The sequence below is a fragment of the Streptomyces sp. NBC_00459 genome, from assembly GCF_036013955.1.
In the GTDB taxonomy this organism is placed as follows: Bacteria; Actinomycetota; Actinomycetes; order Streptomycetales; family Streptomycetaceae; genus Streptomyces.
This window is the reverse complement of record NZ_CP107903.1, coordinates 5,541,352-5,556,100: the sequence shown is the minus strand read 5'-3', so window position 1 is coordinate 5,556,100 and position 14,749 is coordinate 5,541,352. Positions and strand designations below refer to the sequence as shown.

13 protein-coding genes are annotated in these 14,749 nt (G+C 70.5%); 3 read left to right on the top strand and 10 right to left on the bottom strand.

The window, feature by feature from the left end:
- Nucleotides 1–79: 79 nt before the first annotated feature.
- Nucleotides 80–1,414 carry an MFS transporter gene (locus tag OHN74_RS24575; protein ID WP_443060438.1) on the bottom strand — a complete coding sequence of 445 codons (1,335 nt, stop codon included), beginning with the start codon at nucleotides 1,412–1,414 and terminating at the stop codon, nucleotides 80–82.
- A 71-nt stretch (nucleotides 1,415–1,485) separates the two neighbouring features.
- Here OHN74_RS24575 and OHN74_RS24570 point away from each other — a divergent pair, with 71 nt between their 5' ends.
- Nucleotides 1,486–2,532, top strand: a complete 1,047-nt coding sequence (locus OHN74_RS24570) for a GlxA family transcriptional regulator (protein WP_327696735.1) — start codon at nucleotides 1,486–1,488, stop codon at nucleotides 2,530–2,532.
- A gap of 231 nt (nucleotides 2,533–2,763) precedes the next feature.
- Here OHN74_RS24570 and OHN74_RS24565 read toward each other — a convergent pair whose 3' ends face one another.
- From OHN74_RS24565 to OHN74_RS24555, 3 genes are all read right to left on the bottom strand, one after another.
- Nucleotides 2,764–3,813, bottom strand: a complete 1,050-nt coding sequence (locus OHN74_RS24565; protein WP_327696734.1) for a Zn-dependent alcohol dehydrogenase — start codon at nucleotides 3,811–3,813, stop codon at nucleotides 2,764–2,766.
- Entirely contained in the window at nucleotides 3,813–4,964 is a 1,152-nt protein-coding gene (locus OHN74_RS24560; RefSeq protein ID WP_327696733.1) for an acyl-CoA dehydrogenase family protein, read from the bottom strand. Before OHN74_RS24560 ends, OHN74_RS24565 begins: the two co-directional genes overlap by 1 nt.
- A gap of 106 nt (nucleotides 4,965–5,070) precedes the next feature.
- Nucleotides 5,071–5,991, bottom strand: a complete 921-nt coding sequence (locus OHN74_RS24555; RefSeq protein ID WP_327696732.1) for an SDR family NAD(P)-dependent oxidoreductase — start codon at nucleotides 5,989–5,991, stop codon at nucleotides 5,071–5,073.
- A 106-nt stretch (nucleotides 5,992–6,097) separates the two neighbouring features.
- On the opposite strand from OHN74_RS24555, the gene OHN74_RS24550 reads away from it, so the two are divergent.
- Complete coding sequence (locus OHN74_RS24550; protein ID WP_327696730.1) at nucleotides 6,098–7,033, top strand: cyclase family protein; 936 nt, start codon at nucleotides 6,098–6,100, stop codon at nucleotides 7,031–7,033.
- A 403-nt stretch (nucleotides 7,034–7,436) separates the two neighbouring features.
- On the opposite strand, the gene OHN74_RS24545 is transcribed toward OHN74_RS24550, so the two are convergent.
- From OHN74_RS24545 to OHN74_RS24530, 4 genes are all read right to left on the bottom strand, one after another.
- Complete coding sequence (locus tag OHN74_RS24545) at nucleotides 7,437–7,982, bottom strand: ATP-binding protein (RefSeq protein WP_327696729.1); 546 nt, start codon at nucleotides 7,980–7,982, stop codon at nucleotides 7,437–7,439.
- A 514-nt stretch (nucleotides 7,983–8,496) separates the two neighbouring features.
- Complete coding sequence (locus OHN74_RS24540) at nucleotides 8,497–9,393, bottom strand: acyl-CoA dehydrogenase family protein (RefSeq protein WP_327696728.1); 897 nt, start codon at nucleotides 9,391–9,393, stop codon at nucleotides 8,497–8,499.
- A gap of 9 nt (nucleotides 9,394–9,402) precedes the next feature.
- Nucleotides 9,403–10,536 (bottom strand): acyl-CoA dehydrogenase family protein, encoded by a 1,134-nt coding sequence (locus OHN74_RS24535; protein ID WP_327696726.1) that lies wholly within the window; start codon nucleotides 10,534–10,536, stop codon nucleotides 9,403–9,405.
- The gene (locus OHN74_RS24530; protein ID WP_327696725.1) at nucleotides 10,536–11,729 is read right to left on the bottom strand and encodes an amidohydrolase family protein; all 1,194 of its coding nucleotides are present in this window, start codon (nucleotides 11,727–11,729) and stop codon (nucleotides 10,536–10,538) included. The genes OHN74_RS24535 and OHN74_RS24530 overlap by 1 nt, the downstream gene beginning before the upstream one ends.
- A gap of 180 nt (nucleotides 11,730–11,909) precedes the next feature.
- Here OHN74_RS24530 and OHN74_RS24525 point away from each other — a divergent pair, with 180 nt between their 5' ends.
- Nucleotides 11,910–13,484 (top strand): class I adenylate-forming enzyme family protein, encoded by a 1,575-nt coding sequence (locus OHN74_RS24525; protein WP_327696723.1) that lies wholly within the window; start codon nucleotides 11,910–11,912, stop codon nucleotides 13,482–13,484.
- On the opposite strand, the gene OHN74_RS24520 is transcribed toward OHN74_RS24525, so the two are convergent.
- Both OHN74_RS24520 and OHN74_RS24515 read right to left on the bottom strand, forming a co-directional pair.
- Nucleotides 13,442–13,975, bottom strand: a complete 534-nt coding sequence (locus tag OHN74_RS24520; protein ID WP_327696722.1) for an EF-hand domain-containing protein — start codon at nucleotides 13,973–13,975, stop codon at nucleotides 13,442–13,444. The genes OHN74_RS24525 and OHN74_RS24520 overlap by 43 nt on opposite strands.
- A gap of 238 nt (nucleotides 13,976–14,213) precedes the next feature.
- Nucleotides 14,214–14,615, bottom strand: coding sequence for an STAS domain-containing protein (locus tag OHN74_RS24515; RefSeq protein ID WP_327696721.1), 402 nt, complete (start codon nucleotides 14,613–14,615; stop codon nucleotides 14,214–14,216).
- Nucleotides 14,616–14,749 lie beyond the last annotated feature (134 nt).

The window sequence follows — 14,749 nt, the reverse complement described above, 5'->3', positions numbered from 1 at the left end:
GAGTGTAGCCCTGCGTGTCTCACTGCGCTACACCCTTTCGCTCCGCGACCGGATGCCTGCCGAGCCTCGCCGGAATCCCTCAGGCCGGCGCTCCCACCACCCGAGCCGGCCCTCGCCGCCGTATCACCAACGCCATCAACGCCGCAGCCGCGCACAGCGCCCCCGACGCGTACCAGACCACGTCGTACGCCCCGAAGACATCCCGCGCCATCCCCCCGAGGAACGCCACGAGCGCCGCGCCGACCTGGTGGGAGGCGAGGACCCAGCCGAAGACGATCGCGCTGTCGTCTCCGTAGTGCTCGCGGCACAGGGCGACGGTGGGCGGGACCGTGGCGACCCAGTCGAGGCCGTAGAAGACGATGAAGAAGATCATCGGTGGGTGGACCGAGGGCCCCAGCAGCACAGGCAGGAACAGGAGCGAGACGCCCCGCAGCGCGTAGTAGACGGCCAACAGTCTGCGCGGGTCGTAGCGGTCGGTGAACCAGCCGGAGGCGATCGTGCCGACCACGTCGAAGACCCCGACGACGGCGAGCAGTGAGGCGGCGGCCGTGATGGGCATGCCGTGGTCGTGGGCGGCGGGCACGAAGTGGGTCTGGATCAGGCCGTTGGTGGAGGCGCCGCAGATCGCGAAGGTGCCCGCCAGGAGCCAGAACGGGCCGGTGCGCACCGCTGAGAGCAGCACCTGGACCGTTCGCCGCGCGGCGCCCTGCACGGGGGCCGGCTTCGGTACGAACTCCTTTGCCCCGTACGGCTTCAGGCCCACGTCCGCCGGGTGGTCGCGCAGCAGCAGCCAGACGAAGGGGATGACCGTCAGGGCCGCCAGGGACACCGTCACCGCCGCCGGGCGCCAGCCGCGGGTCTCGATGATCCACGACAGCAGCGGCAGGAAGATCAGCTGACCGGAGGCCGAGGCGGCGGTCAGGATGCCCGTCACCAGGCCCCGGCGCTCGGTGAACCAGCGGTTGGTGACCGTGGCCGCGAAGGCGAGCGCCATCGAACCGGTGCCCAGGCCGACCAACAGGCCCCAGCACAGCATCAGTTGCCAGGCCGCCGTCATCCACACGGTCAGGCCGGAACCGAGCGCGATGACCGCGAGGGCGACCGCGACGACCCGCCGGATGCCGAAGCGGTCCATCAGCGCGGCGGCGAAGGGGGCGGTGAGCCCGTAGAGCGCGAGGTTGATGGAGACGGCGGCGCCGATCGTGCCACGCGACCAGTCGAACTGATCGTGGAGCGGATCGATGAGCAGCCCGGGCAGGGAGCGGAAGGCGGCGGCGCCGATGATCGTCACGAACGCGACGGCGGCGACGAACCAGGCCCGGTGGATGGGGATGCGCGGGGTCGGGCCGGCCTTCCGGAGCCGGCCGGAGGCGTCGTCGAAGGCATCAGCGGTCTGTCTGGAGGTCGTCGTCACACCGTCAAGCTTCCGACCTGCGCACTCCCCGATCGAGTGGCCGGAAGGCCAGCATTCGCTAGGATCGGGCCATGCCCCTGTCGCGGAAAGACACCCAGCCGGACCCGGACTTCCGCCCGCACCGCGTGGTCGTCCTCGCCCTCGACGGCGTGCTTCCCTTCGAGCTGGGTATCCCGCACCGCATCTTCGGCCGCCCCCGGGACGCCCGGCGCCGGCACCTGTACGAGGTCGTGACCTGCTCGATCCGGCCGCCGGGCCCGGTCGAGACCGACGCCGACTTCGCCATCGAGGTCGCCCACGGCCCGGAGACCCTGGCCACCGCCGACACGGTGATCGTCCCGGCGTCGTACGAACTCGGCCCGGTCTTCGAAGAGGGCGTACTGACCGGCGAACTGGCCGCCGCCCTGGCCCACATCCGGCCGGGCACCCGGTTCGCCTCGATCTGCACCGGCGTGTACGTGCTCGCCGCAGCCGGCCTTCTGGACGGCCGCCCGGCCACCACGCACTGGGCCGACGCCGAGCACCTCCAGCGGCTTTTCCCGAGCATCAGGGTCGACGCCGACGTCCTGTACATCGACGACGGCGACGTGCTGACCTCGGCCGGCGTCGCGGCCGGGATCGACCTGTGCCTGCACATGGTGCGCCGTGACCACGGCACCGCCGTCGCAAACGACGTGGCCCGCCGTACGGTCGTACCGCCGCACCGGGACGGCGGGCAGGCGCAGTACATCCAACGCCCGGTACCGGAGCCCCAGTTGGCGACCACGACCACCGCCCGCGCCTGGGCGCTCGGCCGCCTCCACGAACCGCTCCAGCTGCGCGACATGGCCGAGCAGGAGTCGATGTCGGTACGTACGTTCACCCGCCGGTTCCGCGAGGAGGTGGGCGTCAGCCCCGGCCAGTGGCTCACCCAGCAGCGCGTGGAGCGGGCCCGGCACCTCCTGGAGTCCACCGACCTCTCCGTCGACCAGGTGGCCCGTGACGCGGGCTTCGGCACGGCCCAGTCGATGCGGCAGCACCTACAGACGACCCTCGGTGTCACTCCCACCTCCTATCGCCGCACCTTCCGGGCAGGAGGCGTCGGAGCGGCAGGGGTCGACGACCGGATCGCTGATTGAGCCGCCAGGACCTGTCGTCGGCTCGGCCGGTCCTACCGCCGAGCCGCCAGGACCGGCGGTGACGACCGTGCCGGCCCCGCACACCACCGACCGGTCACCGGAGCGCGTCTCGCCCCACCACCCGACGGCTGTCAGGACCAGCGTCAGGGAGTTTCGCCGCCTGTGGAAACTCCCGACATGCCCCGGACGAACCGGGGAGCCCGTGAGGCCGGTCCCCCGTACCGCCAGCCCTCAGAACGTCAGCACCCCCCGCGCCACCCGCCCCGCCTCCGCATCCCCGACCGCCTTCTCGAAGTCCTCGACCGGGTACGTCTCCGTCACCAACTCGTCGAGCAGCAGGCGCCCTTCGCGGTAGAGGTCGGCGTAGAGCGGGATGTCCCGCTGGGGGCGGGAGGAGCCGTAGCGGCAGCCGAGGATCGACTTGTCCAGGAACATCGACGAGACGACGAAGGACGCCTCCGCCGTGGCCGAGGGGACGCCGAGCAGGACCGCCTGGCCGTGCCGGTCGAGCAAGTCGATCGCCTGGCGGATGAGTTCGACCCGGCCGACGCACTCGAAGACATGGTCCGCGCCCGTCGGCAGCACGTCCCGCACTCCCTCCGTCGAGGTCAGGAAGTGGGTCGCGCCGAACCGCAGCGCCATCGCCTCCTTCGCCGGGTTCGCGTCCACGGCGACGATCCGCGAGGCGCCCGCGATCCGCGCGCCCTGGAGGACGTTCAGCCCGACCCCGCCCGTACCGATCACCACGACGCTGTCCCCGCGGTCCACCCGGGCCCGGTTGAGCACGGCGCCCACGCCGGTCAACACCCCGCACCCGATGAGCGCGGCCGACGGCATCGGGATGTCCTTCGGGATGCGTACCGCCTGCACGGCCTTCACCACCGTGCGTTCCGCGAAGGCCGAGTTGGACGCGAACTGGAACACCGGCCGCCCGCCCCGCGTGAACGGCCGCCCCGGCCGCCCGATCGACTGCCGGCACATGGTCGGCCGCCCCCGGTCGCACTCCGCGCACGCACCGCAGTTCGCGAGCGTCGACAGGGCCACATGATCCCCGGGCACCACATGCGTGACACCGGCACCGACTGCCTCCACCACGCCCGCGCCCTCGTGGCCGAGCACGACGGGGACGGGGAAGGGAATGGTCCCGTCCACCACGGACAGATCGCTGTGGCACAGCCCCGCCGCCGAGATCGCGACCAGTACCTCCCCGGCCCCCGGATCCCTCACCTCCAGATCGTCGACGACCTGGATCTGCTTACCGTCGAACAGAACACCGCGCATCAGACGACTCCCTTGGGCTCCCTGGGCAGACCGAGCACGCGCTCGGCGATGATCGTGCGCTGGATCTGGTCGGAGCCGCCGTAGATCGTGTCGGCCCGGGAGAACATGAACAGGTGCTGCGCGTCGTCGAGTTCGTACGGTGCCGAGGCCGACCACTCCACCGGCCCGACCCCGGCCTCCGCGCCCCGCACGAGCATCGCCAGCTCCCCCAGCCGCTGATGCCACCCGCCCCACAGCAGCTTGGCCACGCTCGGCGCCCCGGCGTCCCCCGAACCGCCCAGTGTGCGCAGGGCGTTCCAGCGCATCACGCGCAACTCGGCCCACTGCCGCACGAGTCGCTCCCGTACGACGGGATCCGCCACCGCGCCGCTGTCGACGGCCGCCCGCACCACCCGCGCCAACTCCCCCGCGAACCCGATCTGTTGGGCGAGCGTGGACACTCCCCGCTCGAACCCGAGGAGGCTCATCGCGACTCCCCAGCCGGCGCCCTCGCCGCCGACGAGGTGGTCCGCGCGCGCGTGTGCCCCGTCGAAGAAGACCTCGTTGAATTCGCTGGTCCCGGTCATCTGCCGGATCGGCCGGACCTCGATCCGCCCCGGCTGGCCCATCGGGACGAGCAGAAAACTGAGCCCGTGATGACGTACCGACCCAGCTTCCGTCCGGGCGAGCACGAAGCACCAGTCGGCCTCGTGGGCGAGGGACGTCCAGATCTTCTGCCCGGTGATCCGGTACGTCCCGTCAGCGGCCCGTTCGGCCCTCGTGCTCACCCCGGCGAGGTCGGACCCCGCCCCGGGCTCGCTGTACCCCTGACACCAGAGCTCCTCACCCGCGGCCACCGGCGGCAGGAACCGGGCCCGCTGCTCATCGGTTCCGTGCGCGAGCAGTGTCGGAGCGAGCAGATTCTCCCCGATGTGCCCAGAGCGCGTCGGCGCCCCCGACCGTGCGTACTCCTCGGCCCAGACGACCTGTTGGGTGAGAGTGGCGCTGCGATTGCCGTACCCGGTCTCCCCCCAGGAAAGCCCGATCCACCCGGCCTTCCCAAGAATCCGCTCCCAACTCCGCCGCTCAAGAGCCCCATCGACATGCGCACTGAGCCAACTCCGGGCTTCCGCCCGGAACTCCTCATCCCCGACACCAAGTCCAAACTCCACAGGGCTCCCCTCTCAACACGGGACGCACGGACCCACCCAGGGGCGCGGGGAACTGCGCGACAAGCCACAACGCACCCGCACCCGCCAAACCACCCGCACCCCCGAGCTATTGGGCGTTCGGCCGCGCCCCATCCCGCGCAGCCCGCTCCATCTCCTCCAACCGCACAAGCATCGGCATCGGATCCACCCCCACAGACCCCGGCAAGAACTCCGCGATCGCCTCCGGCGTCCACCCGCCGGAGGCAGACGCGTACGCCGCCCGCAACTCCCTCGGCTGCGCCCACACCGCGATCTTCGGCCCCGCGACCGTGTACACCTGCCCGGTGATCCGCTGCTCCTTCGCCCGGTCGGACAGCAGGTACACGACCAGGGCCGCCACGTCCTCCGGCTCCCCGATCTCCGCCAGTTCCATGGGCACGTTCGCGGACATCCGGGTACGCGCGACCGGCGCCACCGCGTTGGCGGTCACGCCGTACTTGTGGAGTCCCAGCGCGGCGCTGCGTACGAGCGAGATGATCCCGCCCTTCGCCGCGCTGTAGTTGGCCTGTGACACCGACCCCTGGTGGTTGCCGCTGGTGAAGCCGATCAGCGTCCCGGCCCGCTGCTTCCGCATCACCGCCGAAGCCGCTCTGAACACCGTGAACGTGCCCTTGAGATGAGTGGCGACGACCGGGTCCCACTCCTCCTCGGACATGTTGAACAGCATCCGCTCGCGCAGGATCCCGGCGACGCACACGACACCGTCCAGTCGTCCGTACGACGACAGCGCCACGTCCACGACCCGCTGGCCGCCGGCCATGGTGGAGACGTCGTCGGCCACCGCGACCGCTTCGCCGCCCGCCGCCTCGATCTCCTTGACGATGCCCTCGGCGATCTCGCTCGTCGGCGAGGCGCCGTCGATGGAGACGCCGTAGTCGTTGACGACGACCCGCGCTCCCTCGGCCGCCGCGCCCAGTGCCACCGCCCGGCCGATCCCCCGGCCCGCGCCCGTCACGGCGACGACTTTTCCTGCCAAGAAGTTCCCCACGTCCGGCCCCTTCCCGCGGTTTCTGACGGACCGTTAGATTTTATGTCCCGGCGGATATCCGGAGGCAAGCCCCGGGAGCGACCGGACTCCAGGAAGGACCGGACTCATGCCATTGCCGGCCGAGTTCCACGCCATCGCCAAACGCGTGAACAACTGGGGGCGTTGGGGGGCCGACGACGAGATCGGCACCCTCAACCTCATCACCGACGCGGTCGTGCGCGAGGCCGCCGCGACCGTCCGCACCGGCCGTCGCATCCCCCTCGCCCTGCCGCTCCAGCAGGACGGCGTCCAGACGGGGGCGATTCCGGGCCGAGTGAACCCCGTGCACGCCATGGTCCAGATCAACCAGGAGCTGTTCGGGCCGCCGGGCGGCGGGACCGTCGCGACCAGCGACGACGTGGTGACCCTGGGGCTCCAGTGCGCGACCCACTGGGACGCCCTCGCCCACGCCTCCCACTCCGGGAAGCTCTACAACGGGCGCCCGGCGGCGACGATCACGGCCCACGCCGGCGCCGAGTTCACCGGCATCGACAAGGCCCGGCACGTCGTCTCGCGCGGGGTGCTGCTGGACGTGGCCCGCGCACGGGGCGTCGACCGGCTCGACGGGGGGCACGCGGTCACCCCGGAGGACCTGGACGCGGCGGAGGAGCTGGCGGGCACGCGCGTGCGCGCCGGTGACATCGTGCTCGTACGGACCGGGCAGATCCAGGTGTACCTGGCCGGCGACAAGCACGCGTACATGTATCCCTCGCCCGGGCTGTCGATCCGTACACCGGAGTGGTTCCACGCGCGGGATGTCGCGGCGGTCGCGAACGACACGCTCACCTTTGAGATATTTCCGCCGGAATCGAATGATCTGTGGATGCCCGTACACGCGCTCGACCTGGTGGAGATGGGGATGCCACAGGGTCAGAACTGGAATCTCGAAAAGTTGTCCACAGCCTGTGGACAAGAAGGCCGGTACGCGTTCCTGCTGTCGGCGACACCCGAACCGTTCACGGGTGCCACGGGAAGTCCCGTGGCACCCGTGGCAATCCTCTGACCCCTACCGGCCGGTCGGCGGCGCGCCATTGCCCACCCCAAGTACGGCATCGCGCGCCGCCACCCGCCTTCGGCGTTGCCACCCCACCCCCCACCCCTGAAGGAGTCGACGCCGAATACACGACCCGCACTCACCGAGGGCCCCCGTCACCAGACCCTCGCCGTCCCCTCCGGCGGATCGCGCTGAGAACAAGCGTGTTCACGCGGTCACGTCACGTCAACACCCGCTAGGGGATTTATCACTTACGCCCTTTTTGCGACAACCGCGCACAGGGGCACACCCCGGCGCACCGCACCACGCACTGCCCAGAAACCCGGACATTTCTGCAACCGTGCCCCGACGAGCGCCGCACCGAACGCCACACCGACATCCACATCGGGTGCCGCACCGCCAGGACGTCCGGTCAGACGGCCTCGTACGCCGCCATGCCCCCGTACGCGGAAGCGGTACCCGCGGCGGTGGCCGTGGCGACCCCCGGTGCGATGACCGAACTCCCGCCTCCGCGCGGCGCCGGGGCCGGGGCCGGACAGCGGTCCAGTTCGCACCAGATGCGCTTGCCGACGCCTTCGGCGCTCCACCCCCAACGGTCGGCGAGCCCGTCGACCAGTTCCAGCCCGCGCCCGTTGGTCTCGTCACCCTCGGCATGCCGGGGCACGGGGGGACGGGCGCTCAGATCGACGACCTCCAGCCGCACGATCCCGCCGGACACGCCCTGGGCGCCGGACTGCGTTCCGCACACGTCCTGGAACGACAGCCGCAGGACCGCCGGGCACCCGGTGTGCACCACCGCGTTGGTGACCAGTTCCGAGACGAGGAGGATCAGCGTCTCGGCCAGCGGCTCGTCGTCCGCGACCCCGGACCCGGCAAGCCGTGACCGCGCCCATCTCCGGGCCCGCCCCACCTCTGCGGGGTCGGGCCGGATCTCCAGCTGCACTTGAAGCACCTGCACCGCTCACACCATCCGAACCGGCGGACACATCGCCTCGCGCCGCACGAGGGCCACGATCGTAGCCATTTTCTGCATGCCCAGAACAACGGCTGGGCCGGCGGCCAGATCGGGGATCACAGAACGTGAGTCCCTTACGAGAAAGCATGGTTGACGTACAGTCACGCCAACAAGCGCTTCGGGCATATTCCAACGCGAAGGAGTACGCCTGCGGCATACTGTGCGACGCTCACCACGGGAAGTCGAACAGGCGGGCCCGGAAGTCGGACCCGCACCACGAGCGGGGCGCACTGCCGAATCCGGGGCCGCCTCAGGGGCAACACCGGGATGGCTCGACCTCGGAACCACTCGCATTCCACAGAAGGTACCGGAGCGAACACACGACTCCGGGCCGTGACGAGTCACTCGTAGGACACAACCCGGTATCGACGCTCAGTGATCTCACAACACCTGGGTCACATTTCGATCGCGCCACGATCGGCGACATCGATCCGGCCGGTCCCGCTCCGGCCCCCGGTCACCGCGCCTCGGCCAGTAACGCGGCGGCGAGCACCTCCTCACCTTCCGTCACCGAGCCGGGCCGCCGGGCCCGTACCCACGCCCGCTTCAGATACAGATGGACGTCCGACTCCCAGGTGAAGCCCATACCGCCGTGCACCTGAAGGCAGTCGCGGGCGCCGCGCACGGCCGCCTCGTCGGCGAGCAGCCGGGCCGCCGCGATGTCCACCGGATCGACGGTGACGGCAGCCGCGTACACCGCCGCCCGCGCCAGCTCGACCCGGACCAGGATCCCGGCGCACAGTTGCTGCACCGCCTGGAAGGCCCCGATCGGCCGCCCGAACTGCTCACGGGTCCGGGCGTGTTGCGCGGCCAGCTCGCACACCCGGGCGGCGGTCCCGAGTTGCTCGGCGGCGGTGAGGAGAGAGGTCAGGAGTACGTCCGTACGGTCGCCGGAGTCCGGATCGGCCACCCGGTGCAGCGGTGTGAGCGGATCCACTGACCGCAGGACCGCCGCACCCTCGGCATCCCCGCGTACGACGTCGGCCGCCCCCAGCCACTCCACCACCCCGCCGCCGTCCACGACGGTCACCACCGTCTCCCCCGTCGCCGCACCGGGCACCACCCCGGCCGCGAGTTGCGTGGCGATCAGCGGCCCGGGAAGCAGTACCCGACCCGCCTCCTCGAAGGCCAACACCGCCTCGGGCAGGCCGAGTCCGACCCCGCCTGCCTCCTCCGGCAACCGCAGCGAGAAGAACCCGGCGGTCCCCAACTCCCGCCACAGTCCCCGGTCCAGCTCGGGTGCCTCGCCGACGCCCAGGGCCGCCCGCAGCTGCTCGCGCCCGAACCGCGCCGCCAGCAGCCCCCGTACGCCCGTCTGCAACGCCCTCTGGTCCTCGCTGAGTTGGAAACGCATATGGGAATGTCACCGTCCTTTCGGCAGCCCTAGAACGCGTTCGGCCACGATGCTGTGCTGGATCTGGGAGGTGCCGGCGGCGATGGTGTACGACAGTGAGGACAACCGGTCGAGCACCCAGGGCTGTTCGAGATCAAGCGCCGCACCGCCCTCCCCCAGCACCTCGGCCGCCGCCTCGTACAACTCCTGCCGGGCGTGCGAGTACCGCAGCTTGAAGACCGACCCGCCGACCCCGGGCACCCCTTCGCTCGCCTCGCTCACGTTCCACTGCGTCAGCCGCCACAGCGCACGGAACTCGGCGTTGAGCCGCCCGAGCCGGCGCCGCAGTACGGGGTCGTCCCAGCGCCCGTTCTCCCTTGCCGCCAGGGCGAGTTCGCCCAGTACCCGGCGGCAGGCGACGACCTCCCCGACGAACGCCGTGCCGCGCTCGAAGGACAGCGTCACCATCGTCACGCGCCAGCCGTCGTTCTCCTCGCCGACCCGGTTGGCGACGGGCACCCGGACCTCGTCGAGGAAGACCTCGGCGAACTCGTTCGACCCGGCGAGCGTGCGCAGCGGCCGTACGGTGACACCGGGCGCGTCCATGGGCATGGCGAGCCAGGTGATCCCCCGGTGCTTGGGCGCGTCCGGGTCGGTCCGCACCAACAACTCGCACCAGTCGGCGACTTCGGCGTGCGAGGTCCAGATCTTCGAGCCGCTCACCACGTAGTGGTCGCCGTCGCGCCGTGCGCGGGTGCGCAGCGCCGCGAGGTCCGAACCGGCGTCCGGCTCACTGAACCCCTGGCACCAGACCTCCTCGCCGCGCAGCACGGGCGGCAGCCAGCGCGCCCGCTGTTCGTCGGTCCCCTCGGCGGCGACGGTCGGCCCGGCGTGCAGCAGTCCGACGAAGTTCGCGCCGACATAGGGCGCGCCGGCCTTCTCGGTCTCCTCCAGGAAGATCATCCGTACGGCGGGGTCGGCGCCCCAGTGGACCTCGCCGTACCCGGCGTCGTACAGCGTCCGCTGCCAGCCGAGGTCGTACGCGCGTCGTCCGGGCCAGTCGTCGGGCGACGGCTTGGCGGGCAGCGAGGGAAGGACCTTCCCCAGCCACTCCCTCAACCGCGCCCGGAACTCCGCCTCTTGGGGGGTGTCGGAGAGGTCCACTACTTGTCCAGGTCGAGGCCGAGCATGCGGATGGCGTTGCCGCGCATCAGCTTGTAGACGGTCTCGTCGTCGAGGCCCTTCACATGGTCGAGGGCGACCTCCTTGGTGTGCGGGAAGGTCGAGTCGACGTGCGGGTAGTCGGTCTCGAAGGTGGCGTTGTCCCGCCCGACCACGTCGATCGAGGCGACGCCGTGCTTGTCGCGGAAGAAGCAGCAGAAGATCTGCCGGTAGTAGTAGGTGGAGGGCGGCTCGGGGATCAGGTCCCGGACCCCGCCCCACGCCCGGTGCTCCTCCCACACGTCGTCGGCGCGCTCAAGGGCGTACGGGATCCAGCCCATCTGCCCTTCGCTGTAGGCGAGTTTGAGTGCCGGGAACTTCACCAGCACACCGCTGAACAGGAAGTCCATCATCGACGCCATCGCGTTGTTGAAGCTCAGCGCGGCCTGGACGGCGGGTGGCGCGTCCGGGGAGGCGGCGGGCATCTGGCTGCTGCTGCCGATGTGCATGTTGACGACCGTCCCGGTCTCCTCGCACACCGCGAAGAACGGGTCCCAGTAGCCGGAGTGGATCGACGGCAGTCCGAGGTGCGTCGGGATCTCGGAGAACGTCACCGCCCGCACCCCGCGTGCCGCGTTGCGCCGGATCTCCGCGACGGCCAACTCGATGTCCCACAGCGGTATCAGGCACAGCGGGATCAGCCGGCCGCCGCTGTCGCCGCACCACTCCTCCACCATCCAGTCGTTGTAGGCGCGTACGCACGCCAGCGCGACCTCCTTGTCGTGGGCCTCGGCGAAGGTCTGCCCGCAGAACCGCGGGAAGGTGGGGAAGCAGAGCGAGCCCTCGACGTGGTTGAGGTCCATGTCCGCGAGCCGGGCCTTCGGGTCCCAGCAGCCGCGCCGCATCTGCTCGCGTGTGATGCCGTCGAGGGTCATCTCGTCCCGGGAGAACCCGACGGCCGCGATGATCCGCTTGTACGGGAACTGCAGGTCCTCGTACTGCCACCAGTCGGTGACCGGGCCGTCGGGGTCGGTCGTGATCCGGTATTTGCCGCCCACGTAGGCGAGTTCGCCGATGCCGGCGGTGAAGGGCTTCGGCCCCTTGTCCCGGTACTTGGCCGGCAGCCAGGTCTCGAAGAGGTGCGCGGGTTCGATCACGTGGTCGTCGACGCTGATGATGCGGGGCAGTTCGGTCATGGGTCCCCTCCGCCTGGCCAGCTGGTGATGATTATCTGACGGACCGTCAGTTCCACACCTCTAGAAGGTTAGTCCCGCACCTATGGACCGACAAGGCGTGAAGCCCTACGCTCCCCGCACAATCTGATGGTTCGTCAGTTATCTGTTCAGCTACCTGTTTCCTCAGCCACAGGGGGCAACGTGAACGTCGTCGACACCGCACACGCCCTGGGTTCGGCCCGTACCCTCTGGGAACTGGTGGCCCGCCGCGCCGAACTCACCCCCGACCGGCCCGTCCTCCTCCAGGACGACCGCTCCCTCACCTTCGGCGAACTCCGCACCCGCTCCGAACGGGTGGCGGCGGGTCTCTACGAGATGGGCGTACGTCCCGGCACGGTCGTCGCCTGGCAGCTGCCCACCCGTATCGAGACCGCCCTGCTCTCCTTCGCGCTGGCCCGCCTGGGCGCCGTGCAGTCACCGGTCATCCCCTTCTACCGGGACCGCGAAGTCGGCTTCGCGCTAAGGGAGTCGAAGGCGGAGTTCTTCGCCGTACCGGGCGTGTGGCGCGGCTTCGACCACACGGAGCTGGCACGGCGGCTCGGCGCGAAGGGCGTCTTCCGGGCGTACGACAGCGACGAACTCCCGGACGCGGACCCGTCCTTGCTGCCGCCCCCGCCCGCCGACGGCACCTCCGTCCGCTGGATCTACTGGACCTCGGGCACGACCTCCGACCCCAAGGGCGTGCTCCACACGGACCGTTCGCTCATCGCTGGCGGATCATGCCTCGCGCACGCGCTGCGGCTCACCGAGTCGGACGTGGGCTCGATGGCTTTTCCCTACGCCCATATCGCCGGCCCCGACTACACGGTGATGCTCCTGCTGTACGGCTTCCCGGCGGTGATGTTCGAGCAGTTCGCGCTGCCGGACGCGCTGGAGGGGTACCGAAAGCACGGGGTGACCGTGGCCGGCGGGTCGACGGCCTTCTACTCCATGTTCCTCGCCGAGCAGCGCAAACAGCCGGGCGTTCCGGTGATCCCCTCGCTGCGGCTGCTCGCGGGCGGCGGGGCGCCGAAGCCGCCGGAGGTCTACCACTCCGTCGTACGGGAGATGGGGGTGGAGCTCACGCACGGGTACGGGATGACCGAGGTGCCGATGATCACCATGGGCTCGCCGGACGACACGGTCGAGAACCTGGCGACCACGGAGGGCCGTCCGCCGGAGGGGATGGAGATACGGGTGGTGGAGGGCGAGGTGCGGCTGCGGGGCGAGGCCGTGTGCCAGGGGTATCTGGACCCCGCGCAGACCGCCGAGGCCTTCGACGCGGACGGCTTTCTGCGCACCGGTGACCTGGGATTCCTCACCGGGAGCGGGCACTTGGTGCTCACCGGGCGGCTCAAGGACGTCATCATCCGCAAGGGCGAGAACATCTCGGCGAAGGAGATCGAGGACCTGCTGCACACGCATCCGGGAGTGGGTGATGTGGCGGTCGTCGGGCTACCGGACGCGGAGCGCGGGGAGTTGGTCTGCGCGGTGGTGGAACAGGCCGAGGGGGCGGGCGAGTTGACCCTCGCCTCACTGACCTCGTACCTGCGGTCGGAAGGGCTGTCCGTGCACAAGCTGCCGGAGCGGCTGGAGGTGGTGGACGCCCTTCCGCGCAACGAGGCCCTGCGGAAGGTACTCAAGTACAAGCTGCGCGAGCGCTACTCGGAGCCTTCTCAGGAGTCGGGGCCCTCTCAGGAGCCGGCGCCGTCGTCCGAGTCGGAGACGTCGAAGTAGCGGGCGAGCGCGTCGACGATCTCTGTCTCGCCGACCCGGCCGTCGGCGTCGGTGTCGAGTGTCGCGGCGGCCGTGGCGGCGATGTCCTCGGGCACGCCGAGTGCCTTGAGGACGCGCTCTGTGTCCGCGAGGGTCGCCGTGCCGTCGCCGTCCAGGTCCGCGACGGCCAGGGCCGCCCGCAGGAAGGGACGGGCGATCTCGGCGAACCGGCCGGGGTTGTCGTGCAGCCGCTTCACCGCGCCGTTCACGAACTCGTCGCGGGTGATCCGCTGGTCGCCGTCCCGGTCCGCGATCCCCGCCATGCCCTGCCAGAAGGCCTCGGCGCCGCTGTAGAGGGCCTGGCCCTTGTCGGACCGGGCGGGGGTGCCGAACTCGGCGAGCAGCGCCTTGGCCGCCACGCTGAAGTCCACCCGGTCGATGTAGCCGTTGCCGTCCTGGTCGAAGGTGGTGAACCGGGCGGCGATCTTCCGTTCGTACTCGGAACTGACCATGTCTGTCGGGCCTGCCTTACGTCTGCGTCCTACGCCTGCGTCTTACACGCTTTACGTTGAGACTTGGCTCTGTGTCTCACCTCTGCGCGCCTTGACTCCATGTCGAGGTTCTCGCACGGAGCGTACGACGCGCAGGTGGCGGCCGGGGCAGGAAAGCGACGCCTGTACCAAGACCGGGGGAATTCCGCGACAAGGGCGTCACGCGCGCGTGGGGGCCGGTCATGCGCACTGCGGGCCCTCACGCGCGCGTGAGGGCCGCCTGGAGCGGGGCCGCCGTCTCGTCGGCGGCCGTGGTGAGGTCCGCGTAGACGTCGAAGAGGCGGCGGACTCCCAGGGCGCCGAGGACCCGGTTGACGTGATGGGCGTGAGCGCTCTCCGCGGCCCCCTGCGCGGGCAGGATCAGGCGCAGATGGCCCTGGCAGGAGCGCATCAGGCGGCGGGTGGCGATGAGGACGCCGACGCCGCTGGAGTCGCAGAAGACGACCTCGGAGAGGTCGAGGACGACACGGTGGCGGCCCTCGGCCACGGCGTCGTGCACCCGCTGTCGCAACTCGGGCGAGGTGACCAGGTCCATCTCTCCGGACACCTGGAGCACGGTCCAGCCGCCTCGCTCGCCGTCGGTCACCTTGAACGCCACCATGAGGCCCCTCGTCCGACTCGTCCGGAAGAAACGGAAGCTCGACCTACGCTTCCTGTCGACGCGGCTGCCCAACAGCCATGCCATCAAACACCGCACATCGACTCGACCCGGACCGCAAGAGACTTGCAAGCGGT

What these genes read in the sequence shown, in the direction of transcription:
- OHN74_RS24565 (WP_327696734.1), bottom strand. Translation starts at nt 3,813, where the DNA reads ATGCGCGGTGTTCTGTTCGACGGTAAGCAGATCCAGGTCGTCGACGAT.
- OHN74_RS24570 (WP_327696735.1), top strand. Translation starts at nt 1,486, where the DNA reads ATGCCCCTGTCGCGGAAAGACACCCAGCCGGACCCGGACTTCCGCCCG.
- OHN74_RS24550 (WP_327696730.1), top strand. Translation starts at nt 6,098, where the DNA reads ATGCCATTGCCGGCCGAGTTCCACGCCATCGCCAAACGCGTGAACAAC.
- OHN74_RS24520 (WP_327696722.1), bottom strand. Translation starts at nt 13,975, where the DNA reads ATGGTCAGTTCCGAGTACGAACGGAAGATCGCCGCCCGGTTCACCACC.
- OHN74_RS24515 (WP_327696721.1), bottom strand. Translation starts at nt 14,615, where the DNA reads ATGGTGGCGTTCAAGGTGACCGACGGCGAGCGAGGCGGCTGGACCGTG.
- OHN74_RS24540 (WP_327696728.1), bottom strand. Translation starts at nt 9,393, where the DNA reads ATGCGTTTCCAACTCAGCGAGGACCAGAGGGCGTTGCAGACGGGCGTA.
- OHN74_RS24530 (WP_327696725.1), bottom strand. Translation starts at nt 11,729, where the DNA reads ATGACCGAACTGCCCCGCATCATCAGCGTCGACGACCACGTGATCGAA.